This is a genomic window from Aeromicrobium sp. P5_D10 (genome assembly GCF_054049535.1).
Window position 1 is genome coordinate 105,367 of record NZ_JBFUME010000004.1, and the last position, 26,443, is coordinate 131,809.

At 63.8% G+C, this 26,443-nt stretch carries 19 protein-coding genes; 7 read left to right on the forward strand and 12 right to left on the reverse strand.

Features of this window, described 5'->3' with window-relative positions; genetic code table 11:
* Window positions 1-120 precede the first annotated feature (120 nt).
* Window positions 121-1,773: an MFS transporter gene (locus tag ACXJKC_RS08340; protein WP_456696239.1), complete on the reverse strand. Its 1,653-nt coding sequence runs from the start codon at window positions 1,771-1,773 to the stop codon at window positions 121-123.
* Window positions 1,774-1,902: 129 nt separating this feature from the next.
* Between ACXJKC_RS08340 and ACXJKC_RS08345 the strand changes: the two genes are divergently transcribed.
* Entirely contained in the window at window positions 1,903-2,787 is an 885-nt protein-coding gene (locus ACXJKC_RS08345) for a MarR family winged helix-turn-helix transcriptional regulator (RefSeq protein ID WP_456696240.1), read from the forward strand.
* Between the two features lie 31 nt (window positions 2,788-2,818).
* Here the strand turns inward: ACXJKC_RS08345 and ACXJKC_RS08350 are convergent, their stop codons facing one another.
* Complete coding sequence (locus tag ACXJKC_RS08350) at window positions 2,819-4,642, reverse strand: helix-turn-helix domain-containing protein (protein ID WP_456696241.1); 1,824 nt, start codon at window positions 4,640-4,642, stop codon at window positions 2,819-2,821.
* Between the two features lie 24 nt (window positions 4,643-4,666).
* Window positions 4,667-6,577, reverse strand: a complete 1,911-nt coding sequence (locus ACXJKC_RS08355; protein WP_456696242.1) for an acetoacetate--CoA ligase — start codon at window positions 6,575-6,577, stop codon at window positions 4,667-4,669.
* A gap of 86 nt (window positions 6,578-6,663) precedes the next feature.
* On the opposite strand from ACXJKC_RS08355, the gene ACXJKC_RS08360 reads away from it, so the two are divergent.
* On the forward strand, window positions 6,664-7,569 hold the full coding sequence (locus ACXJKC_RS08360) for a LysR family transcriptional regulator (RefSeq protein ID WP_456696243.1): 906 nt from the start codon (window positions 6,664-6,666) through the stop codon (window positions 7,567-7,569).
* A gap of 276 nt (window positions 7,570-7,845) precedes the next feature.
* Here ACXJKC_RS08360 and ACXJKC_RS08365 read toward each other — a convergent pair whose 3' ends face one another.
* The 3 genes from ACXJKC_RS08365 to ACXJKC_RS08375 form a co-directional block, all read right to left on the reverse strand.
* Window positions 7,846-9,096: a flavin-containing monooxygenase gene (locus ACXJKC_RS08365; protein ID WP_456696244.1), complete on the reverse strand. Its 1,251-nt coding sequence runs from the start codon at window positions 9,094-9,096 to the stop codon at window positions 7,846-7,848.
* A 193-nt stretch (window positions 9,097-9,289) separates the two neighbouring features.
* The gene (locus ACXJKC_RS08370; RefSeq protein ID WP_456696245.1) at window positions 9,290-9,736 is read right to left on the reverse strand and encodes an ester cyclase; all 447 of its coding nucleotides are present in this window, start codon (window positions 9,734-9,736) and stop codon (window positions 9,290-9,292) included.
* 10 nt (window positions 9,737-9,746) lie between these two features.
* On the reverse strand, window positions 9,747-11,090 hold the full coding sequence (locus tag ACXJKC_RS08375; RefSeq protein ID WP_456696246.1) for an NAD-dependent succinate-semialdehyde dehydrogenase: 1,344 nt from the start codon (window positions 11,088-11,090) through the stop codon (window positions 9,747-9,749).
* A gap of 203 nt (window positions 11,091-11,293) precedes the next feature.
* On the opposite strand from ACXJKC_RS08375, the gene ACXJKC_RS08380 reads away from it, so the two are divergent.
* A complete protein-coding gene (locus ACXJKC_RS08380) occupies window positions 11,294-12,250 on the forward strand; it encodes an alpha/beta fold hydrolase (protein ID WP_456696247.1) in 957 nt (318 codons plus the stop codon).
* A 21-nt stretch (window positions 12,251-12,271) separates the two neighbouring features.
* Here ACXJKC_RS08380 and lipA read toward each other — a convergent pair whose 3' ends face one another.
* The 4 genes from lipA to ACXJKC_RS08400 all read right to left on the reverse strand — a co-directional run bounded on the left by lipA (window position 12,272) and on the right by ACXJKC_RS08400 (window position 16,911).
* Window positions 12,272-13,204 (reverse strand): lipoyl synthase, encoded by a 933-nt coding sequence (gene lipA, locus ACXJKC_RS08385; RefSeq protein WP_456696248.1) that lies wholly within the window; start codon window positions 13,202-13,204, stop codon window positions 12,272-12,274.
* Window positions 13,205-13,582: 378 nt separating this feature from the next.
* On the reverse strand, window positions 13,583-14,452 hold the full coding sequence (locus tag ACXJKC_RS08390; protein ID WP_456696249.1) for a fumarylacetoacetate hydrolase family protein: 870 nt from the start codon (window positions 14,450-14,452) through the stop codon (window positions 13,583-13,585).
* A complete protein-coding gene (locus ACXJKC_RS08395) occupies window positions 14,449-15,747 on the reverse strand; it encodes an aspartate aminotransferase family protein (protein WP_456696250.1) in 1,299 nt (432 codons plus the stop codon). The genes ACXJKC_RS08390 and ACXJKC_RS08395 overlap by 4 nt, the downstream gene beginning before the upstream one ends.
* 6 nt (window positions 15,748-15,753) lie before the next feature.
* The gene (locus ACXJKC_RS08400) at window positions 15,754-16,911 is read right to left on the reverse strand and encodes an NAD(P)/FAD-dependent oxidoreductase (RefSeq protein ID WP_456696251.1); all 1,158 of its coding nucleotides are present in this window, start codon (window positions 16,909-16,911) and stop codon (window positions 15,754-15,756) included.
* Window positions 16,912-17,410: 499 nt separating this feature from the next.
* On the opposite strand from ACXJKC_RS08400, the gene ACXJKC_RS08405 reads away from it, so the two are divergent.
* The 3 genes from ACXJKC_RS08405 (at window position 17,411) to ACXJKC_RS08415 (ending at window position 22,414) form a co-directional block, all read left to right on the forward strand.
* On the forward strand, window positions 17,411-18,697 hold the full coding sequence (locus tag ACXJKC_RS08405) for a flavin monoamine oxidase family protein (protein WP_456696645.1): 1,287 nt from the start codon (window positions 17,411-17,413) through the stop codon (window positions 18,695-18,697).
* Window positions 18,698-19,628: 931 nt separating this feature from the next.
* Window positions 19,629-21,173, forward strand: a complete 1,545-nt coding sequence (locus ACXJKC_RS08410) for an aldehyde dehydrogenase family protein (RefSeq protein WP_456696252.1) — start codon at window positions 19,629-19,631, stop codon at window positions 21,171-21,173.
* A 128-nt stretch (window positions 21,174-21,301) separates the two neighbouring features.
* Window positions 21,302-22,414, forward strand: a complete 1,113-nt coding sequence (locus ACXJKC_RS08415) for an alpha-hydroxy acid oxidase (protein ID WP_456696253.1) — start codon at window positions 21,302-21,304, stop codon at window positions 22,412-22,414.
* Window positions 22,415-22,587: 173 nt separating this feature from the next.
* On the opposite strand, the gene ACXJKC_RS08420 is transcribed toward ACXJKC_RS08415, so the two are convergent.
* Both ACXJKC_RS08420 and ACXJKC_RS08425 read right to left on the reverse strand, forming a co-directional pair.
* Window positions 22,588-23,469, reverse strand: a complete 882-nt coding sequence (locus ACXJKC_RS08420; RefSeq protein ID WP_456696254.1) for an NAD(P)-dependent oxidoreductase — start codon at window positions 23,467-23,469, stop codon at window positions 22,588-22,590.
* A 178-nt stretch (window positions 23,470-23,647) separates the two neighbouring features.
* Window positions 23,648-25,222, reverse strand: a complete 1,575-nt coding sequence (locus ACXJKC_RS08425) for a PucR family transcriptional regulator (protein ID WP_456696255.1) — start codon at window positions 25,220-25,222, stop codon at window positions 23,648-23,650.
* A 298-nt stretch (window positions 25,223-25,520) separates the two neighbouring features.
* Here ACXJKC_RS08425 and ACXJKC_RS08430 point away from each other — a divergent pair, with 298 nt between their 5' ends.
* Window positions 25,521-26,195 carry an SDR family NAD(P)-dependent oxidoreductase gene (locus ACXJKC_RS08430; protein WP_456696256.1) on the forward strand — a complete coding sequence of 225 codons (675 nt, stop codon included), beginning with the start codon at window positions 25,521-25,523 and terminating at the stop codon, window positions 26,193-26,195.
* Window positions 26,196-26,443: the final 248 nt, after the last annotated feature.

Genomic DNA, 26,443 nt, shown 5'->3' on the forward strand with positions numbered 1-26,443 from the left:
TTGTCCTAGGGATAGCCCCATGTGGCAGTGCGATGTCGCGCGCCGGTGACGACCCCTAGGGGGCCGTCACCGTCAGCCGCGGTCCGGAGCTCGCGGACCGTACCCGCGCGGCTGGGACGCTCACTCGGTCCCTGGGCCGCCGCTCGACTGGACGAAGTCCTTCTCCCGGATCAGCACGAAGCAGCAGGCCGCAACGACGAACGACAGCGCCATCGCGATGGTGGTGATGTGGTTGAGGGCATCAACGAAGCTCGACGTGGCCACCTGTGCGAGCTGGTCTCGCATGCCGGCCGGTGCGGCCTGGATGGCCGCGTCGGTCTGGCCGCCGGTGACCGCGCCGGCGATCTGGTCGGTCCGGTCCGCGGCCGGCGTACCGGCCAGGCCCGAGCGGATGTTGTCGGCGACCTGGTGACTGAACAGCGTCCCGAGCACCGCGATGCCGGTGGCGGTGCCGAGCTGGCGGAACGTCGAGTTGATGCCCGAAGCCATGCCGGAGCGGTCCGCCGCGACCACACCGACCGCGGTGGAGGCAAGCGGCGTGGTGATCATGCCGATCGCCACGCCGCAGACCAGCAGCCCTGGGATGAGGTACGTCCAGGAGGAGTCGACCTGGATGCCGCTGAGCAGGAACAGCCCGATGCCCAGGAGCACGAAGCCCGGCGCGATCAGCCACTTGGCCGGCACCTTCTCGGTGAGTCGGCCGGCGATCGTCGCGACCACGAAGGCCGCGCCGGACAGGAACAGGAGCCGGACGCCGGCACCCACTGCGGAGTAGCCGAGCACGTTCTGGACGTAGATCACCAGGTAGGTCAGCAGCGAGAAGATCGAGGCCGAGACACCGAACGCCGCGATCAGGCCGCCGGTGAATGTCGGCTTGCGGAGCAGCCCGAGGTCGAACATCGGGTCGCTGCCGCGTAGCTGTGTCACCACGAAGGCCGCGAGCAGCACGACTGCGGCGGTCAAGCACATGATCACCCGAGGGTTGGCCCACTCGGTCTGACCGGCGTGGATCAGGCCGTAGACCAGCGCCCCCAGCCCGAGGCTGAACGTGACGAAACCGGACCAGTCCGGCCGGCCCGCTCGCGGATCGTGGGACTCCTTCACACGCCACGCCGTGATCGCGATGGTGGCCAGGCAGATCGGAATGTTGACGAAGAAGATCCAGCGCCATGAAATGCCACTGGTCAGCACCCCGCCGACGACCGGCCCCAGCGCCACGGCCACTCCGGTGGTCGCCCCGAACGCCCCGAACGCGACGCCGCGGTCGCGACCATGGAACGCCGAGGCGATCAGCGCGAGGGCCGTGGCGAACATCGCTGCGCCGCCAATACCCTGAACGCCTCGGGAAAGCTGGAGGACAAGCATGTCCTGAGCGGCCCCGCAGGCGATCGAGCCGACCATGAACAGCGCCGTACCGATGACGAAGACCTTGCGCCGGCCGTAGAGGTCGGCCAGTGACCCGGCGGTCAGAACCAGCGCCGCCAGGCTCAGCGCGTAGGCGTCGATCACCCATTGCAGGTCGGACAGGCTCGCGTGCAGATCGTCCTGTATGTCGGCCAGCGCGACGGTCACGATCGTGACATCGAGGAGCAGGATGAACACACCCAGGCAGACCGCGACCAGCGTCCACCACTTGGGGTCACGCCCGGGTGGCTCAGCGGCTCTGTCCTCGTGGCCGTCGTCGTCCCCCACGGATTCCTCGGGCCGCGCGTCAAGCAGCGACTCGGGGGACCCACCCCCGCGGGGCGGTGCGGACTTCTTGTTGTTGGTCATGATCGTGCTCCTGTGCGTAAGATTGGCTTGATCGTCAGGATGTTAATCATCAACTACCTAACAATTACTCTAGGTACAGTACTCATGCTGATAGAATCGTCAAGTGGTTAACGATGAAGAAGGGCACGGATGAGCCGCGAAGAGGCCGCCGACAGCCGCGAGCTGATGCCCGGGCTGGAGGAACAGCCCGGCTACCTGATGTGGCGCGCCGCGGCGCGGGTCTCGGCCAACCTGGCGCGGGTACTTCCTCGAGGCGTCGACATCCACGCGTACGCCGCCCTCCTGGCCCTGGCGGGCGACGCGACCCGTTCCCAGCAATCGGTGGCCGACACCGTCGACATCAGCCGGACCACCATGGCCAAGGTCGCAGCAGGCCTGGTCGAGCAGGGGCTGATCGACCGGGTCCGCAACCCCGACGACCGGCGGTCGTACCTGCTGACCCGCACTCCCGAGGGTGCGGTCGCGGCCCGACAGTGGCGCGGGCACGCCGCGAACGTCGAGGACGCGCTGACCGAGGGCCTGAGCCTTGCCGAGCGTGAGGAGCTGCACCGGCTGTTGCTGGGCATCCTGGACGGCCAGCTGGCATCGGACACCCCGGCGCCGCTGCTCGACAGCGTGGGCTTCCTCATCACCCGCGCTCACCTGCGACTTCACCGGTCACTGTCGGAAGTCCTGGCGCCGCTGGGGATCGCGCCGGCGCAATTCTGTCTACTCATCACCGTCACCACGCTCGGCCCGGCACCCCAGACCGAGGTCAGCCACCGGTTGGGCGTGAGCGGGGCCAGCGTGGTCCAACTGGCGGACGACCTCGAGGCGCGTGGACTGCTCGAACGACGCCGGCTCGAGGGAGACCGGCGCACCCAAGTTTTGCACCTCAGGCCGGGTGCACCCGAAGTCCTGGCGCGGGCCGGCCAACTGGTCGATGCGGCCTTGACCATCCGAGTCGGCACCCTCACACCCACCCAGACGAAGGCGCTGGTCAAGCTGCTGCAGCGATTCATCACCGGCGGCTGAAAGCGTCCACAGCAGCTCAGCGACGGACAGATCAGGACAGGCGCGTGAGGCGGTCGATGGCAAGGGCAAAGCTGATGTCCAGCAGGCCCTGGCTGCTCCGTAGTGCGACTCCGGTCAATGCCTCGATTCGACGCAACCGATACGTCAGCGTGTTGGGGTGCACGTGCAGCGCCGTGGCCGTTCTGCCGGGCTGGAGGTCGTTCTCGATGAACGACTCGAGCGTCTGGACCAGATCGGCATTGCGGGTGTCCTGCTGCTGGCGCAGCGGACCTAGGGTCTTCTCGGCGAACTCGCTCAGCATCGACGCCTCGTGGGTCGACAGCATCAACCGATAGATTCCGAGCTCTTCCACGTTCACGATACGGGCGCTCGCTCCGGCGTCCTGCGTCAGGCGGAGTGCCATCGACGCCACATGCGTCGCTGATCGATAGTCCAGCGGAGACATGCATGAGTCACCGATCGAGACGGACGCAGTGATCGATCCGTCTGAACGCGAAGCCACCAACGAGACGATTGCCTTGGCGGTCTTCGACGGTAGCTCCGTGCCCTCGTGGCTCTGGGGCATCAACATGACGACCGCTCCCTCGTGGGCCGCCACCAGCCATGAACCGGGCCGACCTGCGGCAATCGATCGGGTGCACGAGATGACGTGCTGAAGCGCCGCCTCCGAGGTCGGCCCGTTCGCACCCGTCGCGACCAGAGGCACGTCCGGGCGTACGACGAGGACAACGTGCGTACATGTCAGGTCGTGGCCGTAGCTACGAGCGCGCTCGACAATGCGAGACGCCCCTGCTGGATCGATGTTGATGAGGTCACGGAACAGGTCACCCCGCATCCGCCACTCCACCTCCTGCACGTGACGCTGCTTGAGCAACTCGAGGGCACCCACCATGGCCCCCCGCTCGAAGATGCGGCGCTGGGTGGGAGCCATCGGGCGCTGCTGGCCCGAGCCCCACAGCGTGGCCACGACTTCGCCGTCAAGCACGATGGGCGCCACGTACACCGTCCGGTCCCCGGTAGGTGACCAGCTGTCCATCTCCAAATGTTCACGAGCCCGATCACGCATCGTCTTGCGCTGGACAGCCGGCAGCTCCGGGCCGCGATGACCCAGTGGCCACGCCGCGAGGGCCTTCTCGCCGGCAGCATCCTCGACGTACATGTCGTAGCCGGTCATCTCCGACAGCGAGTGCAGGATGTGGTCGAGCCCCCTCCCTGCGAGCGCAACCCGATTGAGGCGCTGGTGCATCGTGTCGACCTCCTCAAGCTCGGCCATCATGGCCAGCTCGCGTCCACGGAGGCGGACGATCTCGATGGCGGCAGCGGCGCCCTTGGCCAGGGCTGACAGCAGATCGATCTGGGTCTGCTGGAACCCGCCGGGTGACTCCGCGTAAACCGTGAGTGCTCCCAGTTCCCCCGGCCCTCCCAAAGGAATGCTCACCATCGACCTATAGCCCTGTCTGGCCGCAGCTTGCCGCCAGTCCACGAGGTCGTCATCGGCGAACATGTCCAGCACTGTCACAGGTTCCCCCGTCCTGAACGCGCGAGCGGACGGGGTCTCGGAGCGACCCACCCCATCGCCAACCATCAGCGGGTTCAGCTCGTTGGTGATGGCGAGGTACTCCGGTGGCAGGCCGGCCGCCCCTTGCACGATCAGACGTTCGGCCCGCTCGTCGGCGAGCGCCACCATGGCGCACATGTGGCCGGTCATGTCGCGCGCGACCTGCGCGATCACGTCCAGGGTGTTGGTGAGCGGCAGATCGTCGACCAACGAGCGAGACACCTTCAGCCAGGACTCAAGTGCGGCTTGCGCGTCCACGTCGCTCCGTCGCGGGCCTGCTGGCTCCAGTTCGTCCATGGCGCCCTCCGTAGTCCAGCCGGTTCACCATCGAAGCGCCATCTCCACGAACCCGTCCAGGGCGGCCGGGTTGGCAAGACTTTCCCGGCTTGCCGCACGCTCAGGCGACTCTCCCATCAGGATACGCTTCACCGGCACCTCCAAGATCTTCCCGCTCAGCGTCCGCGGAACCTCAGCGATCTGCAGCACCGCGTCAGGAACGTGACGCGGAGAGCAGTCACTCCGAATCCTGCGTCGGATGCGAGCGACGAGGTCCTCGTCCAGGCTGACGCTCTCGCGGAGCACGACGAAGACCGGCATGAAGTTCTCGGCGCCTTCTCGTGGAATGTCGACGACTAGGGCATCGACGACGTCATCCTCGGCCAGCACGGCGCGGTAGATCTCACTGGTGCCCATGCGCACCCCACCGCGGTTGATGGTCGAGTCACTACGTCCAGAGATGATGGCCGTGCCTCGATCGGTGATCTCGATCCAGTCGCCGTGACGCCACACACCGGGAAAGTGTTCGAAGTAGGTCGAACGGAGTCTCGACCCGTCAGGGTCGTTCCACAACGCGACCGGCATCGACGGCATGGGAGCCGTGACCACCAGCTCTCCCACGCCACCGACGACAGGCCGCCCCTCCTCGTCGTAGGCCTCCACCTTCACACCCAGGCCCCGCGCCTGAAGCTCACCGAGGTGTACGGGGAGGGTGGGCACCCCGACAAGCAGGGCTGTGACGACGTCCGTCCCGCCACTGGAGGGCGCGAGCCACACATCGGCGCCGACATGGTCGCGCACCCATGTGAATGCCTCGGGTGCGAGGGGTGATCCGGTGGCCCCGATCGATCGAATCGCAGACAGATCCCGTCCGCGCGCCGGCTCCAGCCCGCCCTTCTGGCATGAGGCGAGATAGGCGGGGCTGGTCCCGAAGATGGTCGTGCCCGTCTCCTCGGCCAGGTCCCACAGACGCTCCAGGTCAGGTGAGGCGGGGCTGCCGTCGTACAGCACGATCGACGCCTCCGTCAGCAAGCAGCTGACCAGGAAGTTCCACATCATCCATCCCGTGGTGGTGAACCAGAACACGCGGTCGCTCGGGCGGGCATCAAGGTGCAGGTGATGATGCTTGACCAGTTCGATGAGAACACCCCCTTGGCTGTGGACGATGGCCTTGGGCAGACCGGTCGTGCCGGAGCTGTAAAGAACCCACAGGGGGTGATCGAAGGGGACGGCGACGAACTCGAGCCGACTGTCCTCCGGTCCGAGGAAGTCAGACTGCCATCCTGTGCCGTCCAGGTAGCCGAGCCTCACGACCGGAACCCCCACCTCGCGGGCGATGTGGGCCACCTGCTCCTCGCGGTCGAAGTCACGCCCGCCGTAGCGGTATCCATCGATCGCGAGGAGGACCGTCGGTTCGATCTGGGCAAAACGATCGATCACCGCTCTCGCGCCGAACTCCGGAGCGGCGCTCGACCAGATGGCCCCCAGGGAGGCCGTCGCGAGGAAGGCAGCGGCGGTCTCCGGGATATTGGGAAGATAGGCGGCCACGACATCGCCGACACCGACACCGTGCGCCTGCAGCCCACTCCTGATCCGTGCCGTCTCCCGTCGTAGGTCGCCCCAGGTCCACGCTCCGAGCGGGCGCAGCTCCGACGCGTGCTGGATCGCGACCGCATCGTCATTCTTGGCTGTGAAGATATGTTCGGCGTAGTTGAGCGTGGCGCCGGGAAACCAGCTGGCTCCGGGCATGGAGCGATCAGCCAGGATCCGCGTCGGCTGCTCGTGGAACCGGATGCCGAACTGATCCACCACCGCCCCCCAGAACCCCTCCAGGTCTTCGGTCGACCACCGCCACAGTTCGTCATAGGACCCACTGACACCCACAGCCCGAGCGAATCGGGTGATGTTGGCCATCTCGACGTCTGCTCCGGCAGGTCGCCACACTACTTCGCTCATGGTTCTCCTTAGGTCTCACAAGAGTGTCCTAGAACCGTTTTAATTTGTCCAAGACATGAATCAGATATCTGTCATACGATTTAGGCATGAATGTTCGACAGCTCTCGCACCTGGTACTGCTCTCCGAGGAGCGCAGCTTCACGCGCGCCGCTGCACGGGCCGGCGTCGCTCAGCCGGCGCTGTCCCGACAGATCCAGAAGCTGGAGGCCGAGCTCCGAGTCAGCCTGGTGGACCGCACCACTCGACGCGTAGCGCTGACTGAGGACGGCCTCACCCTCGTCGCGCACGCCCGACGGATACTGACCGAGATGGACACGATCCGCGACTCGATGAACAGGTCGACCGCGCTGCTCCGTGGACGCGTCACTCTCGGGGTGACACCCACCACCGGTCCGATCGAGGTCCCCATGCTGCTCGCCGACTTCCACCAGCGCCATCCCGACGTCGAGCTTGCGGTCCGCGAGGATGTCAGCGTTCGGTTGACCGAACAGCTGCGGTCCGACGCGATCGACCTCGCTGTCATCTCGAGTGTGCCACCCACCCATCAAGCCGGGCTGGAGCTGACCCGAATTGCTGCAGATCCGCTGCGGCTCGTGGTGAGCCCGACGCATCGTCTGGCGAAGCGGGAAGGTGTTCGCATGGCTGAGCTCCGCGATGAACCCTTCATAGCCTTCCGCCGTCCGTCGACCATCCGCCAGACCGTGGCCGAAGCGTGCGCACGCGCCGGGTTCACCCCGCGTAAACAGTTCGAGACCGGTGACCCCTGGCAGGCCATGCGACTCGCCGAGGCCGGCCTCGGGGTGGCCTTCCTGCCACAGCATGACGTCGAGCATCGCGGCGAAGGTGTCGCCTCCGTGCGGGTGATCGACGACCCGATGCGATACGAGCTCTTTCTCGCACACCGCAAAGCGCGGCAGCTCCCACCTCCGGCAGCTCAGCTGCTGCGGAATGCACCGACATTCTTCGCCGAGCGCGTCAGCGATCGCGCGTGAGTCGTGGCTGGCCCACCGCCGACTCAGTCACTCGCTCTGCCGGCTCACGAGCCAGCTTCGCGCCAGGTAGCCAAAGCCAGGCCGCAGCCTCATCGCGTTCGCATCGACCTGTCGCCCGCCAGGACAGACCCGGAGGGCCTGGAGGAAGGGTTCGAGCTGCCTCGAAGACCGTCCGTGTCCGGCTCCCACTCTCCCTCCGCAGGCGGTTCCCGACGACGCGGCCCGAGGGGTGCTCGCGTCACCGACGAGACTGTGTAGGTCGTGGTGACCCACGGCCTACCTCTCAAGTGCATCGAGAATCCGCTGCGTCTTGACGTAGAGCATCGTGAAGTCCCGCCGCTGAAGTTCCAATTCGCCGAAGCCATCGTCTTCGCGCTGGAAGCGCGTGACCAGTGGCTCCTCGAGTTCAGATTGCAACCTCACCATGTGGTCAACCTGCTGGGCTTGCAGCTCGTAGATCGGCCATTGCGCGCCCATCGGGGCAATCAACCCCACGAAGTAGAGATTCGCGAGACCGTGAGGAAGAATCCCCGACGCCCATCGCCGCGGCATGTCATTTTCTCGAGGGACGAGACCCGAGGAGAGGAAGGGCGCGCTGTATCGAAATCCCGTCGCCAACAAGATGGTGTCGAATGTCGAGGATGTTCCATCGTCGAATGTCACCTCGCAGCCATCGATCGACTGGATTCCGGGCCGGACGCGGATACGTCCATGCATGATCCAGTACGGGAGCAAGTCGTTGACGATGGCGCGCTGCTTCGTGAAGTCGCGCGAGAGCGGCATCGGAAGACCATACTGTTCCGGGCGCCCGACGCTGACTCGTATCAGCAAACGAAGGATTCGCGCGTAGATCCAAGGGGGCAACTTGCTGATTGGCAGCTCGAGCCTCGGCATGCCGAATAGGGACTTGGGCATGAAGATGAACCCGTGCCGAACTGAGATGTCGACTTCCCGGCGAGCCTGCGCCGCGTCGACGGCCAGGTCACATCCAGAATTGCCAGCGCCGATCACCAGCACACGCTCGCCGTCGATGTCGCCGACATTCCTGTAGTCGGACGAGTGCAGCACCCTCCCGGCGAATTCGCCCGGAAGATCCGGCACGTACGGATGGTGAAGGTGTCCATTCGCGACCACGACAGCGTCGAAATGCTCCGTCTTACCGTCGTCGAGCTGAACGTCCCAGCCGTCGAGTCCGACTCCGGCACGAGGTGCGACGTCCAGAACCTCGACACCGAACCGAATGTGCGGCAACAGTCCTTCGCTACGCGCGAAGCCGTGCAAGTAGTGCACGACCTGCTCTCTGCTCGCATAGTTCGGGTACGTCGATGGTTGCGGGTGGTCTCGAAACGTTGAGACGGACCTCGGAGTGATGAGGTGCAGCGCGTCGTAGTCGGTGTTCCAATGCCCGCCTGGCACATCCGTACGTTCAAAGGCGATCGCGTCGTGGCCCGCATGCCGAAGCTCGCGCAGGCTCGCCAGTCCTGCGGCACCTGCGCCGATCACTGCAATTCGCTTGCGAGTCGCCATGACCAATTGACTGCCCTCTTCCCGTGTGATCCACCGCTGATGGTTGCGGACGAAGCCGATCTCGCGCTCCGGCCCTGCATATCGTCCGACTCAGTGCTCGACGGTGTTCCCCGCGGCGGCTCGTCGGCATGGCTTCGCTCCGGCGTCCGACGCGATCTCCCCCGACCGCACCAGCGACCTCGATCTCTGCACTTCAGATGGCCATGGGACCGACGTCGGCGATCTGGACTGGGATGTCGTGTTGACGCATGAACGAGACATCGTTGAAGTAGTCGCGGATACTCGTGATCGAACCGTCTGAGACCGAGATGCAGCGTGCAAAATGCATGCTCACCTCTCGCCCAGTGGCAGCGAACGGATGGCCGTGCCACACGAGCGGACCACTGTGCGTAGCCGTGATCTCCAGCTCGATACAAGCGCTGGTGTCATCTCCCAGCAGCACGAGTTGACGCGTACGCACGTTCGACCAGGCGCGCATCATGGTCTGCTCCACCTCGATGAACCCGTCGATGTCGGAGCGCACGCCTGGACCAACGTCGATGAACTCCATGTCTGAAGCACAGAGTCCACGCACCCGCGTGACCCAATCCTTATAATTGAAGGCGTCCTCGAGTTCGAGAAGTCGTTCGATCGCAGTCATGAGAGCCTTCCTAGTCCGAGCTCGCACGGATGAGTTTGCGGTTGGCGAACTCATCGAGCCCCAGTGATCCCAGCTCGCGGCCAAAGCCCGACCTCTTCACACCCCCGAATGGGAGCTCGGCTCCTTCCAGCCCGACCCCGTTGATGAACACCATCCCTGCCTCAATCGCATCGCTGACTCGTGAGGCCTGATCGGGGTCAGTCGTGAACACGTAGGAACCCAGGCCGTACTGCGTGTCGTTGGCCAGTGCGACGGCATGCGCCTCGTCGCTAGCCGGCAAGACCATCGCCACTGGGCCGAAAAGTTCCTGGTAGTAGATGTCGTGGTCCGGCGAGACTCCGGTCAGGACACCGGGCGGGAAGAAGCATCCATCCCGCACCCCCGTCGTGCTGAAGGTTGCTCCTTGCGTGACGGCACGATCCACCTGATCCTGCAGCGACTCAGCGGCACCCAGTGATGACATCGGCGCACCGGACCATGACGCACCGAGAGCGTCGGTGAACTGCTGCACGAACTCCTCAAAGAGCTCGTCGATGATGATGAACCGCTTGGCGCCATTGCACGCCTGGCCTGTGTTCTCCAACCGAGCACCAACCGCCGCCGCGACAGTCCTGGCCATGTCGTTCGTGCTGAGGACGACGAACGGGTCGGAGCCCCCCAGCTCGAGGACCACTTTCTTGAGATGCCGACCGGCTAGCTCGGCCACTGAGGCACCCGCCTCCTCCGAGCCCGTCAACGACACACCCTGCACGCGCGGGTCCGCGATGATATCGCCCACCTGCTCGCGTGATGCGTAGAGATTGCGATAGACGCCACGCGGGACGCCTGCCTCCACGAGGATGTCTTCGATTGCCTCTGCCGTCTGCGGGCACTGTGAGGCGTGCTTGAGAAGAATTGTGTTTCCCAACAGGAAGTTTGGAGCCACAAAACGAGCAACCTGATAGTACGGATAGTTCCACGGCATGATTCCCAAGAGCGGTCCCAACGCGGCCCTTCGCAGCATTGCTGACCCGCCGCCTTCCAGGACCACTAGTGGCGTGTCAGTCATAAAGGTCTCTGCGTTATCCGCGTAGTACCGATATATCGAACCAGCGAACTCAATCTCGCCGCGAGCGTCGTCGACGGGTTTACCCATTTCGCGGGTCACGGTATGCGCAAGAGCTTCGGCACGTTCCAGGTGCAACTCGCCGATACGGTGAAGAATCGCAGCGCGATCGGAAACAGCCAAGGTGGCCCACGGCTTCACGGCCGACGACGCAGCATCAATAGCTGAAGCAATCGATGCGTCATCTGCCGTTGGATAGGTCCTGACTAGTTCGCCAGTTCTAGGATCACGAACAGCGTAGTTAGACACAACACTCCTCTGTTTAAAGCGCCTGCTGTGTGTAGGCGCCGGCTACCGCCGCTCGTGAGTCGTCACGCGGCCCGGTCGAGCCACCAACTTAGCCACGCAGCCGTCAGCAGTAACTTGTTGTCCGCGATGACGATCGCGCGACGTCTTGGACAAGAGCGCACTGCCGCTCCGCCGACGCGCACAGATAACGTCGGCCGCGATCATTGTTCAGTGTCGATACCGTTCCCATTTTTCCGTTGCCTTTCTACAGGGCGTATATCGACACTCATCACCACTCATTGAGATCCCACAGTGCGATTTTTTCGCGAATCGAGGCCAATCACGTGAACACGGAAGAATCGAAGCTGAGGGTGCAGTTCACTGACACCTCCCTGGGCCCAATTCGCACCCTTGAGCAGGGCTCCCCCGACTCAGAGAACGTGGTGTTGATTCACGGCTTCGGCGGCGATGCTGAGAACTGGCGTTTCAACGTGAGCGCACTCGCACGTCGTTACCGAGTGCTGGCCCTCGACCTGCCCGGGCACGGTGATTCCACGAAAGCGGTAGGCACCGGTTCAATCTCGGTCCTGGTCGATACGGTCGAAGAAGTTCTCGAGGCGCGCCGCATTCGTACGGCTCACCTCGTGGGCCATTCCTTGGGTGGCCTAGTGGCAGCGAGTCTGGCATTGCGTAAACCCGAGAAGTGCACGTCGCTCGCACTTATTGCACCCGCCGGGTTCGGTCAGGCCGCCGATGCTCGATACGTAGAGGGTTTCGTCCAGGCCGAGACGACCGATGAGATGCACGTGGTCTTGGAAATGCTCTTCGCGAATCCAGCTCTCGTCACGGTGGACTTTGCCCAGCAAGTGCTGTCGAACAAGCTGAGAGCAGAAAGCCAGTCGGCGCTAGAGCGCCTCGCGACACACGTTCTTGCGCTCGGTAACCAGGTCGTGGTCGGTGCCGACGCGCTTCAACGCAGTGATATCCGCACCATGATCATGTGGGGTGCTGACGATCGAGTCATCGAGAGCCCCGCAACGTCGGTGCTTCACGACTCCATCGCAGTGAGGCTCCTCGACGGCGTCGGCCATTCGCCGCATGTGGAAGCCGCCCGGGTTGTCAACCGAACGATGACTGACTTCTTCGCAGACAGACGTGATCCTGTCTCCGGGGAGAAGTAACGCACCCGCGACGGCGATCGATCACAGTTCTGCGTCCTGCCGCACGCCGATGGCCTGTCGGTAGAGCGATCCGGCGCGGTAGGACGAGCGGACGAGGGGTCCGGACATGACACCGGCGAAGCCGATCTCGTCTGCCTCGGTCTTGAGCTCGACGAACTCTTCGGGCTTGACCCACCGCTCGACGGGGTGGTGGCGCTTGGAGGGGCGCAGGTACTGGGTGATCGTGATGAGGTCGCAACCGGCCTCATGCAAATCCCGCAGTGCTTGCGAGACCTCTTCGCGGGTCTCGCCCATGCCGAGGATCAAGTTGGACTTGGTGACCAGGCCGAAGTCGCGGGCCTGGGTGATGACGTCGAGCGACCGCTCGTACCGGAACGCCGGACGGATGCGCTTGAAGATCCGCGGGACGGTCTCGACGTTGTGGGCCAGCACCTCGGGACGCGACTCGAACACCTCGGTCAGCAGCTCGGGCACCCCGTTGAAGTCGGGGATGAGGTTCTCGACGCCCGTGTGGGGGTTGAGCTCGTGGATCTTGCGGACCGTCTCGGCGTACAGCCAGGCACCGCCGTCGGGCTGGTCGTCGCGGGCGACACCGGTGATGGTGGCGTATCGCAGCTCCATCTTCTGTACCGACTCGGCCACCCGGCGGGGCTCGTCACGGTCGATCGGATCGGGCTTGCCGGTGTCGATCTGGCAGAAGTCGCACCGACGGGTGCACTGCTCGCCACCGATCAAGAACGTGGCCTCGCGGTCTTCCCAGCACTCGAAGATATTGGGGCAGCCCGCTTCCTGACAGACCGTGTGAAGGCCCTCGCCCTTGACGAGCTTCATCAGCTCGTTGTACTCCGGACCCATCTTCACCCTCGTCCTGATCCACTCCGGCTTCTTCTCGACCGGAGTCTCGGCGTTGCGGACTTCAAGCCGAAGCATCTTGCGTCCATCTGCGGTGGGCATAACGCTCTCCAAAATCTCAAGGGGCGGTCTGGAAGGGGTGTGCAGGGCGGTCGGCATGACCATGTGACCTCGGGACGCCGAGCCTGGGCTTCAGACGACCCGAGGTCACTGCGGGCGCGGAAGAGTCCTTACCCCTGATGAGGCCCCTGTCGGTCGCGGTGGCCGAGAAGGCCCCGCGGCTGGAGTCAATCCGGGCGTGGGCCTCCCCCGAGCTATTGGCGTCTGCCGACAGGTCGGCCGGCGGCTCGAAGCGCCGGTCCTCGTGCATCAGGTGGGGAAACGACGCGCTGATTGCTTTCATCGCTGCTCCTTGACGTGCTTCAACACTGACGAATGGAGTGGTGTGCGGCGACATGGGAGACCGGCGGTCTACTGACATCACACGACTTCGTTGCGAAGTGTGCCGAGGCCCTCAACTGAGACCGAGACCACGTCACCGGGCTGAAGATAGAGCGGAGGAGTTCGTCGCGAACCGATGCCGGCGGGTGTACCGGTGGCGATGATGTCACCTGGTTCGAGGGTGATCGACTGCGAGACTATCGAGACCAACTCGGCCACGCTCCAGATCATCGACGCCGTATTGGCGGCTTGAACCACCTTGCCGTTGACCGTGGTCGTCAACTCGAGCCGTTGAAGGTCTGGTATCTCATCCAGGCTGACCAACGCAGGACCGCACGGCGTCAGGGCATCAATCGCCTTGCCCAAGGTCCATTGAGTTGTGGCGTACTGCAGCCGCCTCGACGTCACGTCGTTCAGCACCATTGCTCCGAAGACGTGACCGAGCGCCTCGGCCGTATCGACGCGACGCGCCGTGGTCCCTATGACGATGGCAAGCTCGCCTTCGTAGTCGAGCTGCGGATCGACCACCGAAGGCATGACAACGGGAGCCCGCGGTCCGGTCAGCGACGTGGCGAACTTCGCGAAGAGCGTCGGGAGCGAAGGCACCTCTTTGAGGACCTCGTCGGCGTGCGCCTTGTAGTTCAGCCCCACGCAGATGACCTTGCTGGGGGCAATGAGCGGCGCACCGAGCACGACGTCCTCGAGACCGCCAACGGCACTGTCGACCCTGGCGCCAGGTAGCGCCGAGCGGAGTGCTTCAACTAGTTCTGGATTGCGCAGGTAGCCGTCGACGTTCGGCGCTGATCCTGGCACTGCGACGCCCACCAGCCGGGCGGCGTCGTGCACCGTGTCTCCCAGGAGCACGCCCGCTCGCCATAGGCCGTCGACCAAATAGTTCACCAGCTTCACAGGGCACCTCCTCCTATGGACGTCGCCTCGATGGCTTCCACCAGACGTGTCGCGACGTCGTCGATCACACTGTCATCCATCGGCGTTGAGAGCGCCCCCATCCCACTTTGGGTGAGGAGAACACCTCGGTCGTAGGCCCGCCACCACAGCTGATCGGCGACCTCCTTCTTGTACCCACCGGACTCGTCGACCGGGTAGACCCGTACGAGTGACCCAGATCCGCGAACTTGCCAGCCGCGGGCTTCCACCGACGGCCTCAGCGACTGCCGAAGCCGCTCACCTAACGTGTTCAAACGGTCGACCTCCTGAGTTGTGAACAGATCGAGCGACCGCACACCAGCAGCCATCGACACTGGATTGCCGCTGAACGTTCCGCCGTGTTCAAGCCCAGCGGTGGAGAGCGGGTCGAGCTCCTGCATGACGGACGCCGATCCCGCGACAGCGCCAATAGGAAGGCCTCCGCCGATCAGCTTTCCCATGACGATCAGATCTGGCGTGATTCCGGCCGCCGCGGCAGCCCCCCCGAAGGCCTGGCGCAGGGAGATCACCTCGTCGGAGACGAAGAGCGTTCCGTGCGATGCGGCCAGCTCTTGAGCAGCATTCATGTATGCGGAGTCGACCGGCACGAGCCCGGCACGGTTGGGGCACGGATCGACGATGACGGCAGCCAGTTGCTGGCCATGACTCGCAAAGACCTCTTCGAGTGAGGCAACGTCGTTGATCGGCACCTCCAAGCTGTCAGCGCGTACACCCTCAGGTACGCCGCGCTGCGAACGCGGTCCCCCCGCGGTCAATGCCAGGTCTGAGTGACCGTGGTAGGCGTTTCGGACAAAGACGACCTTGGCTCGCCCTGTGGCGGCACGAGCGATTCTGACAGCCAGCATGACGGCCTCAGTTCCGGAGTTCGTGTACCTGACCTGATCGGCTGCGTCAATGCGTGAGAGCAGTACCCGAGCATGGGTCATCTCCGTTTCGTTGGGTAGTCCGAAGCTCGCCCCACGCCGCAGCGCCTCCACAGCAGCCTCGGTGATGGCTGGATGCGCATTGCCGTGAATCAGCGACGTGAAATTGTTGTTGAGGTCGATAAGACGACGATCGTCGCTGTCCCAGATGTGATAGCCGACGCCTCGAACTGCCATCGGCGTGCTCGGGCCCATCGCGAAGGTGGAGCGCCCGTACCCGCCCGGGAAGAGGCTGAATCCCCCAGGCCCGACATACTGCGCGGCGAAGCCAGGCGCACTCGCGTAGCGGGCCTGCAGTCCTACCTCGTCGTCAAGCACCTTGTCAGTGTTCATCGAATTTCACGCGACCCGCGGAACCATGTCGGTCGCACCCGCGATCGACCGTGGCTCGCCGTAGGTGATCCACTCGGCTAGCAGCGCACCCATGGCCGGCCCAAGCGAGAGACCCGCGCCCTGCAGGCCGGCGCCCACGAGAACCTCCGGCTCGTCAGGATGAGGGCCGGCGATCGGCCGGTAGTCGGCTGAGAAGGGATACATGCCCGACCAACCCGAACGATAACCAATGTTCAAGTCGCCAAAAAGCTCGGTCAAGGCTTCGAAGACCGGCTCGAGTCCTTCGTCACTGGCCTTCTCCGGACACGTATCCGGATCGGTTACCACCGAACCCTGAACCGTTGTGGTGTGAAGTCCCGCAAGCAGTTGATCAGCGCCCTCCTGGCGGACAAACAGTCCCGGCTTCCCGCCCGGGATGAAGTCCATGATCGCCGGGATCGTGTACCCGAGGTTTGGAGGCAGCTGGAACACGTACATCTCGTGCCGCTCGGACACGGTCGGCACCGGCGCGTCGAGCAGTTTCCCAACCTGCTCGGCCCAAGCGCCGGCGCAGTTGACGACCGTGTCGGCTTCAATCTCGAGACCTCCCGTGGTCGTCAGGACGAACCGTGACGTCGAGCCGCGGCGTGCTCCAGCCAAACCGTGGCGAGTCAAGATCTTGGCTCCCCGGCTCTTGGCCTTGATTGCCAGCGCTTGGCACAGCTCTGCGCCGTCCGTATAACCCTCGGCCGAAGAGTAGAGGGCGCTGTCCACATCGTCCACGCGCAGGTCAGGGACCAAACCCGACAACTCATCCGGCCCGATCACCCGGCCTGGGTCCACGACACCGAGCTCTCGCTGAAGGTCAACGGCACGCTCGAAGCGGTGCCGGTCAGCAGGCGCTCGCCCAAGTCTGACGTAGCCGATGCGCCGCAGGTTGATAGCTCCTGCGCGCTCGAGGTCGAACAACTTCTCGACGCTCCTCGCACGCAGTTCGATGTCGCGCAGGTCGAGATACTGGCGCGTGTAGGTTCCGGCTGAGCGGCTGGTCGACCCGTCGCCCGGGTAGCCACGCTCAAGGACGGTCACCTCATGGCCAGCAGCTTGAGCGATCTCGACAGCGGCGCTGAGTCCCATGACCCCCGCCCCCACAATGACAACTCGCCTGGTGCCTGTCCTGCTCACACTGTTCCCTTTCGCCATGTTTCAGCCAGCCACCAGACTCAGAGTCCGGCGACCCACGCCAGCAGTTGCCGGTTCGACCCAGTCTGCGAGCCTGATCAGGGGACGACAATTGTGGCTCGGGCCAAGACCAGCCGTGCTGTGTAGCCAGCGCAATAGTCCGGCTCGCCGTCAGGTGGCCGAGCTCGGAGACTGTCAGCCGCCGATAGGCGGCGTGGGGGTGATCACCTCAAGCATCACGCCACGAAGTTGCGCTGTCCCCCGCGCGGGCTGCCCTCACTACATCGCCCTTATACCGCAGTATGAACGCTCTCGCGCAAACTGAACGACGAGTCACTGCGGCTCAAACTTGTAGCGGTCCTACTGTGTCTTCATGTAGTCCGACCCTGCCGACAACTGCCTGTGCTCGCAGATCGATGTCGAGATGGAAGGCAGCAGACGGTCAGTCCAATGCGATGGAGTGGAAGAAGTCATGAGCGATCATATGTTCGACGTTGCTGTCATTGGCGGAGGTTTCGCTGGGGTTGCGGCCGCCCGCGACCTCACGGATCAAGGTCATACGGTCATCCTCTTGGAAGCCCGAGACCGTCTGGGCGGTCGCACCTGGGCCCAAAAGTTTGAAGGCACCGCCGCAACGATCGAGTACGGCGGACAGTGGTTCACCCCGAAGTACAACACGATGGCGCGCACGGAGATCGAGCGGTACGGCGTACCGACCGATGAGAGCCCGGAGCAGAAAACCGTCGTGACGCTGACCCGCACCAAGCGCTTCGATGCTCCGATCCCGACGGACCCCGAGAGCATCATCGGACTCGAACGTGCCTGGAATCTCTTCATCAATTCCGCCAAGCGAATCGATTCCGACGTTCCCTACGATCTCCAGCCGATTGCTGATCTGGATGTGACATGGCATGAGTTTTTGGCGCCGCTGAACCTCACACCTGCCATGCAAGATTATCTCGACGCATGGTTCTCGCTGCTGACGGGACGACGCCCGGATGAGGGGAGTGCGTTGAACGTCATCGTCGAGTTCGCGGAGATGGATGGAAGCGTGTACGAATACTCCACGATCTTGACGACGCGCTACAAGAGCACCGGTACCCTGATCGAAGCAATGGCAGCTGACTCATCAGCGGAGATCCGCTTGTCGAGTCCCGTCAAGAGTGTCACCCAGTCCGACGACGGGGTTCAGGTCATCACTGCAGATGGCGCCGAGATCCACGCTCGCTTTGCGATTGTGGCGATGCCGTTGAACTGCTGGAATGACGTTCAGTTTGAGCCGAATCTCAGCGATGTGAAGCGCACCGCCAGTGAGGACCGACACGCCTCTCCGACCGTCAAGGTGTGGGCACTGGTCGAAGACGGGCCGGAGCTGTTCGCCGCGATGGGGAGTCCAGCCGTTGGTGGAGGAATCAACACGGTACAGACCGAGCATGTGGTGGACGAGGGCCAGATCATGGCGACGTTCAGTCATGATCCTGACCTGAGCAACCGCGACTCACACGATATCGAGCAAGCCCTTCAGGCCTACATGCCCGGTTGCAAGGTGGCGCGCATCCAGTCCCACGACTGGTGGTCCGATCCGTATGCGAAGGGCGGTGTCATCAGCTGGAAGCCGGGCGCACTGACGCAGCACTTCTCGGAGATCCGCCGCCCGGAGGGACGGATCTACTTCGCGGGCGCTGACATCGCCATCCCGTTCAACGGATGGATCGACGGAGCCATCAGGAGCGGTCGCCAGAACGCGGCCCGGGTCGCCCAGCTTCTTGCTGAGGCGGACGACGCCTGAGGCATACTCGGTCGACGTAATGTCACAGTGCGTCTCGGCCGCGCACACCTGGTCCGCAAGCTTCCGTGACCTGTCCCGGATGCTTGCGGACTTGACGTGTTGATCATGCCGCTCTAGCGGCGATGTGACGGGTCTCGAACTCGAACGGGCTGACGCAGCCGATCGATGAACGTCACCTGGTCGGATTGCAGAACGCTTCGATCCACTCGAAGATCCCGTTGGCCAGCTCGGCTCTGGTCGACCAGTCCCGGCACTCCTACAGGTCGATCTGCATCGAGCCGAAGAACAGTGCCGTAGGCGCAGGCGGACTTGCCCATCGCGCAGACGCACCAACTCGGCCCACTCGCCCTTCGTCAGACCAGACCGCTCGCCGTCCTCGGCATCGGCTTGGGGCATCCACCGGCGCAGACCGGACTCGCTGATCTCAGATCCCTCACGATCTCAGCGTCCGGCCAAAAACCCGGGACAGGTCATCCGTTCTCGGGTCCAACTGCACGCGAGACGCCCGGTCAGTGACACTCCGCCGACGGACCGCGATCGCGACAAAGCGGCGTGAGCCATCGCATGCAGATAGAGACCAACGCTGCTCGACGTGACGCAGGCCCGCCGCGCAATTGAGTCGGCGTGTACTACTTTGCGTCGACGAGTTGCCGACCAAGAAAGACACGCATCGTATGACGATGCCGCTCTTGCGTCCGGGCCTGCGCGACCCACCCACGTTGTCCGCCATCGTTGGGGACAGAGGGCGACTCGGTGTGGCCGACGGACTTGCTCCGGCACCATTCGCGAGCCACTGCTACCCGTCGTAGACACTTCACGTTTGTCATGAGGGACAAGTGGCGCCTGCACCTTTGGGGCCGTCTCTCATTGAGCGAGGAGAACCGGCGCTCGATGATTGCAGCGAGCCCGACAACGAGATTGGTGGACGAACATGCCTCAGAACCTAGCCACGGCGACCGACCGGAACGAGGAGTTCGAAGCGCGACTAAGAGCGATGCGCATCGCAGGCCCGGTAGACGCCCCGCACATCATCGACGGACTGACCTCATTCGAGGGGCCCGATCTGCATCGCGAGGATCCGACCAACCCGTCCCGGTACGTGAGCCTTTGCCACGATGCGCCTGCGCACGTGGTGACACGTGCAGTTTCCGCGGCCCGCCGCGCCAGTACGGCCTGGGGTCGAAAGTCGCCGTCAGAGCGCGCATCGGTCCTACGACGAGTCGACGAGCTGCTGACTCCTCAGCGCCGCGTAGACATAGCGGCGATCATCTCGCTCGAGGTGGCAAAGTCGAGGCTTGAGGCCTTCGTCGAGGTCGACGAGCTCAGCACACTCATCGACCGCTACTGCTCGATTGTTGAACGTCCCGGTGCGCTTGAAACGCTTCTGACCCAGAACCGGGACGACCTCGTGTCCCGCAGTCAGATCCGCCCCTTCGGAGTTTTTGCGGTGATCGCACCCTTCAACTATCCGATGGTTCAGGGAGCTGGGCCGGCGATTGCGGCACTGCTGGCCGGCAACACGGTTGTCATGAAGCCTTCGCACCTCGGACCAAGGTCGGCACAGGCTTTCGTCGACCTGCTGCATGAAGCCGGACTGCCTGCCGGCGTCATCAACCTCGTCCATGGCGCGGACGAGCCCGGCAAGGCGCTAGTCGGCGAAGACATCGACGGCGTCGCATTCACCGGCTCGGTCGAAGCAGGCCGCTCCATCCACGACGTCATGTCGTCAGGTCCCTACCGGCGCCCCGTTATCGCCGAGCTGGGTGGGAAGAACGTCGCCATCGTCACGGACAGCGCGGACGTAGATCTGGCCGCGCGTAGCATCGCTACCTCCGCGTTCGGCCTTTCTGGCCAACGTTGCAGCGCACTGTCCCGCGTCATCGCGACCCCCGGGGTCTACGACGAACTGGTGGCGCGACTCGGCGACCTGACGTCTGCACTGGTGGTCGGAGACCCGGCGGACAGTGCGACGTTCGCGGGCCCAGTGGTGGAGCGTGCCAGTGTCGAGCGCTTCGCAGAATCGGTCAAGGTTGCACGAGCCGACGGTAGGGTCGTGACAGGCGGCGAGACCCGGCCCGTGGAAGAAGGCTATTTCGTCGATCTGACGATCGTGGCCGACCTTCCACTGGGCCACCCCCTGACTCGAGAAGAGCTGTTCGTCCCGCTGGTCACCGTCACAGTGGCACCGAGCTTCGAGGACGCCCTGGCCGAGGCCAACGTCGTTCCGTACGGCTTGACAGCAGGTATTTACACACGCGACGTCGAGGAGGCGCGAGTCTTCGTCGAGAGAATCGAGGCCGGCGGCGTCAATGTGAACAGCCCCGTCGGGGCAACCACCGGATTCTGGCCAGGAAATCAGACATTCGGTGGCTGGAAAGCAAGTGGCACCACGGGAAAGCTCGCGTTTGGCGACTTCTATGTTCAGCAGTTCGGCCGCGAACAGTGCACGAACGTAGCCTCGGATCTCCAGCTGTGAGAAGAGCAAGCAGTAACCACCCGATCCGCCTGCGGAGGCAGAGGCCGAAGTGGCGAGATATTGCCCCGCTTCTTGACCTGTCGATTCGACGGCCCTCGAGAGAAGCAGCTCTAGCCAGGTGCGGCGACGTGTGGGACGTGCGCGCACTGGCCCGGCGGCGCGTTCCACGCATGGTGTTCGACTTCGTCGACGGCGCCGCCGACACCGAGGCGAGCCTGACCAGGGCTCGCGCGACTTTCGCGCGGCTCGAGTTCTCGCCCCGCGCTCTCCGGGACGTCAGCCAGGTGAATCTCGGCGTCGACCTGCTCGGCAAGCCCAGCGCTTTACCCTTCTTCTTTGCACCCACAGGGGCAACTCGGCTGATGCATGCCAGCGGTGAGAGCGGTGTTGCCGCAGTTGCTGCCGAATTGGGCATCCCGTACTGTCTCTCTACACTTGGGACGACGTCGGTCGAGGACCTTGCCTCGGCCGTACCCGGAGCACGTCGGTGGTTCCAGCTCTATCTGATGGCTGACCGAACACAGACGCTGGACACACTTGCTCGCGCACGTGCGTGCGGGTTCGACACGCTCGTACTTGCTATCGACACGCCTGTACCAGGACGGCGTAACCGCGACGTGCGCAATGGGTTGGTCGTACCACCGCGTTTGACGTGGCGTTCTGTCATGGACATCGCGGGTCATCCCGCGTGGTGGGTGGACAAGTTGACGACGCCGCCCGTCGAGTTCGCGATGATCGAGGCGAAATCCGAGCAACCTGCGCAACGCATGGCACGAGTGTTCGATCCCACCATCACTGTCACCGACGTGGAGTGGCTGCGAGCTCAATGGTCCGGACCGATGGTCGTCAAGGGCATTCAGTCGGTGGAAGACGCACGCATCGTGGCGGCGGCTGGTGCTGATGCAGTCCACTTGTCGACGCACGGCGGTCGTCAACTCGACCGCGCTCCGCTGCCCTTCGAGCTCCTACCTCGGGTTCGCGCGATCCTCGACCCGAAGGTTCAGGTCTTCGTGGACGGCGGCGTGCTGTCCGGGTCGGACATCGCAGCTTGCTTGGCAGAGGGTGCTGACGCCGTCGCGATCGGGCGCGCGTACCTGTACGGGATGATGGCTGGCGGCCCCGTCGGAGTTCGCCGGGTCGCGGAGCTGCTGCGCAATGAGCTGAGCACCACGATGGCCCTTCTCGGGTGCTCATCAGTGGCCGAGCTGCGCAACGTGCCGGTCCGGCTCCGTGAGGGATGAACCCGCTTGCCCGTGGGCCCCGGCGCCCATGACCGCGGCGCACCGTAGCTAGGCGCCCAGAAACCCTGGACAAGCGTTTCACGCTCGTCCAGGGTTTCTTCAGGTCACAGACATCGTTGGATACCGAGACGGGTTCACGACCGCGCCCACGGGTTTGGTGACCAGAAAGCCGTTCAGCGCCGTAGATGATCGAAAAGGGCAGCGATGTCCTTGTCGCCGTCTCCGGCGTCAATCGCTTGCTGCATCAGGTCTTTCAGCAGTGGTGCGAAACCTGTGTCCACACCTGCCTCCGTCATGAACGGCAGGTCGAGAACGTGGTCGTACGACGCCATGTGAGTGAGGATCGGGGCCTCGTCTCCGGAGTAGTCGCGATCCTGGATCCGCACACTCTCATCCCGCACAGCCTCGTCGATGAAGCGGGACAGCGCACCGTCCCCAGAAGATGTCACGCGCGACATCTCGATACCTTGGGCCTCCGCGTACGCGGTCGCAAACAACAAACCGTAGAGGGAGGAGTAGTACATCCAGATCGCGCAGGTGGCGTAGATAGCCGGGTGGCTGACGTCTTCTCCTACGTACTGCACAGCCCCGACGACATCGAGCGCTTCGCGATGTCGAGTCATGACCTCGCTCGGTCCGGCGCAAAAGATCAAACCGAAATCAGTCCCGATGCCGCGGGGGTAACTCAGCGTGTATCCCTTCAGGTACTCGATCCCCTGCTTCTGCGCCCACTCCGCCTCAGCGAGGCTGTCTTTCACGCTCGCCGACGTGAGTTGAGCGAGCGTGCGCCCGCGCAACGCCTCGGACGTCCGACTGTCGCCCAGAACCGCAGAACTCACCTCCATGCTGGACAACGTCACGATCACGAGATCGCTGGCCTCGACGGCTTCGGCTGCCGAAGAAGCTACCGTCGCGCCGAGAGCCTCGAGCTCAGCAGTCTTGGCGCGTGTCCTGTTCCAGACCGTCACGCGATAGCCCGCTCGAAGTAGGCTCCGCGCGACAGCGGACCCGATGGGGCCGACCCCCACGACCGAAACCGACAGATTGTCCATCATCCAGACTCCTCAGCTCTGTACCCGCCCCCGCGCTCGACGCGGAACGATGAATCCATACTCCTCACACGCGTCATCGGTGAGGAGTGCCCCCGTGTACAACATGCGACACGGCCCTTGTGTCGCGGTACAGTCGCGCGCTGTGTTCGCGTTCAGGCGCATACTTCACTGTCCCCCGCGATCAACCCGGTTCTACACTCGTCTGGTCGCCTGTTCGCAACACGTTCAGGGTTTGCACAGCTAGCCAGAAGGCACTGATATCAGAGGTCACACTCAGCGATCGCCCCGTCAACGCCTGAATCCTCTGGAGCCGGTAGTGAACCGTCTGGGTATGCACGAAGAGTTCCTCAGCGGTTCGTTTGGGCGACCGTTCGCAGTCCAGATAGGTCGAGAGCGTATGGACCATGTTGCTTCCGGATTCCTCGTCGTAACGCAGCAGAGGGCCGAGAACAAGATCCACGATTTGCTCCGACTCGAGTAGCGTGCGAGGAAGCAGAGTCGGTCCCGCCGCTGAATAGGTCGAGACGCCCGACTCATCCAGAGCGACAGTCTCAAGCGCCCACCGCGCCTGACGACTCGCGTCGGGGAGCGCGCTCAACCGTACGAACGGATCACTGATCCCGGCGCGCAGCGTCGTCATCGCGCTCAGCGCCTCCAGATCGCCCCTTCGCCTGTCGTCCGCGTGGATTAGCACCATCACAGAGCTCATGCGAGTCACCAGATGGGGAATGTTCCTCACTCGCCAGTATCTGGAGACCCTGTCCGCAGAGTGACTGGACGTCTCGATAGCGATGCACATGTATGGCGGTTCGATGCCACGCCGATTCAGCGCGATTCCGAGAGCGGCGGGATCCAATTCGCTCTGGAGAGCCTGAGACAACAGGGACCAACCCATTCGCCACTCCTCGACGAAGCGGGCATCGACAAGGGCGAGCTCCATCGCACAGGCGGCCGCCACGTGCTCGAGCAAGGTCAACCTCGGGGCCTCGCCACGCCAGTTCTCAGCGAGCAAGTAGATCGGCCGTTCGACCGGAACCGGGACAGCCAAGCTCGTGCGGGCTCCTGCCTTCAACGATGCGAATCGTGAGGCCGTGCCCTGCCGATCGAGCAGGTGCTGTGAGAGCTCGTCGCGCCACACATCATCAGGGGCCGTCGTATCAGTGAAGACTGGTTCCCAAAAATCGCTCTCGAACAACCACAATCGACAACCCACGACGTCACCTAGTGCCTCGAGGAACTGCGCGCTCGACCTGGCGCTCTGGAGCCCCGACCGGACTGCATCGTGTATGCGCATGATCGTGCTGACCGTGCGCCCCTCCGGACCATGGTTCGCTCGAATGACCAGACGGGACAATTCCACCCACGACGTCTGCGGATGCACCGACAGCACTGGCAAGTTCAGTCGCTCCGCCGCAGCGAGAAACGCGTCCGTGAACTGGGTGTAGTCGTCACCAACCACGAGGCCGCTGAGTCCCGCGTCGACCATCCTCTCGACGAAGTCGACCTGAGCGTCAGCGCTCTCGGGAATGATGGCCCCCGTCGTGAGGACAAGGTCCGCAGGTTCTAGCCAGTCCCACGGGGCAGTGTGGTCGACGACGTGGGCCCACGAGATGGGCCGGTCGACTCCGCCGTGGCCCACTAGGAGACGCATACGCAGCTGAGGCATCGCGGACAACTCCCGCACCGTTATGCCCGTGAACAATTCGCTCGTCATAAGAGTACAGAATCTCCTGCTGCAGTGAGTGATGGACATCATAGCGATGGATGAACTCCGGCGTCACCACTGGCGAGCCCGACACCTGACGCCGGGTTCATCGGCTGGGCGCTCGGTCGCGATCAGCTCCACCACGGGCTCCTCACAACTGTCCCTGGTCGCCCTCAAAGCGCCTGGATCACTACCCCACCCCTATCACCCGGCACAGCGTGGAGACGAGAAGCTCTAGGAAGCGCTAGTCGACCGCAGTGATCCACACGATGTTTGATGAAGCCGACGGCGTGATTTCACCAACCGTCACCGCGCTCCCTGCAGCGGTTGGACCGAAAGGTGTTTCGTCATGGCGCAGCTCGTCGTTGTCACTGGTAGTACACAAGGCCTCGGCCATGCGGTTGCACGCCGCTATCTCGAAAGCGGCTCGACCGTTGTCGGACTCGACATTCAGGTGCCCGAGGCAGCACCGTTCGAGACCATCGCTACAGACATCACTGACCAAGATGATGTGGCCCGTGCATTCGGACAGATCCGTCACGATCACGGGCCTATTTCTATCTGCGTCAACGCGGCCGGGGTGTATCCCAGGTCCACCATCGCTGACTTCACGTCAGAGACCTATCGGCGTCTGTTTGACATCAATGTCTGGGGTACGTGGCTGGTCGCAGCGAACTTCGCCAATGCGGCCGCGAGCGGTGGCGTCTTGCTCAACGTCGCGTCGGTCGACGGGATCATTCCAGAGCCCAAGTCACTGTTGTACAGCGCCTCGAAAGCGGCAGTGATCAACTTGACCAGCGGCATCGCTGAAGAACTGGCCCAACGTGGCCTGAGAGTTATCGGTATCGCCCCCGGCTACATCGCCACCGACACGGTGCGCGCCCTGGCCGGCTCCCTCCCTGAAGGCACTTCAGAGCCGGCGGACGTCGCTGACGCGATCTTCCGGCTGACCGCTGACGGTGGAGTACCGCTCGTTTCCGGAGAGACGGTCGTCGTACGTACGCGGCAAAACCTGGACGTATGACAGCTCGAGCTTCCGCTGAACAAGGCACCGACGCGCCTCGTCCATGTCCTCCCCAGACTTTCGGACTCATGCCTGGTGAGCCCTTCCCCGACGGGCGAGCTGCACTGATGCGGCGAGTTGCATACGCCGATTCCCCAAACTGCGTTTGGACCGTCCGACATTCCGATCTGGCGCCCTCCGTACCGGGAAGTCGGACGCCACGCGGCGCCAGCGCAGACATCCGCCCCCAATAGCCATGGCTGCCGCCG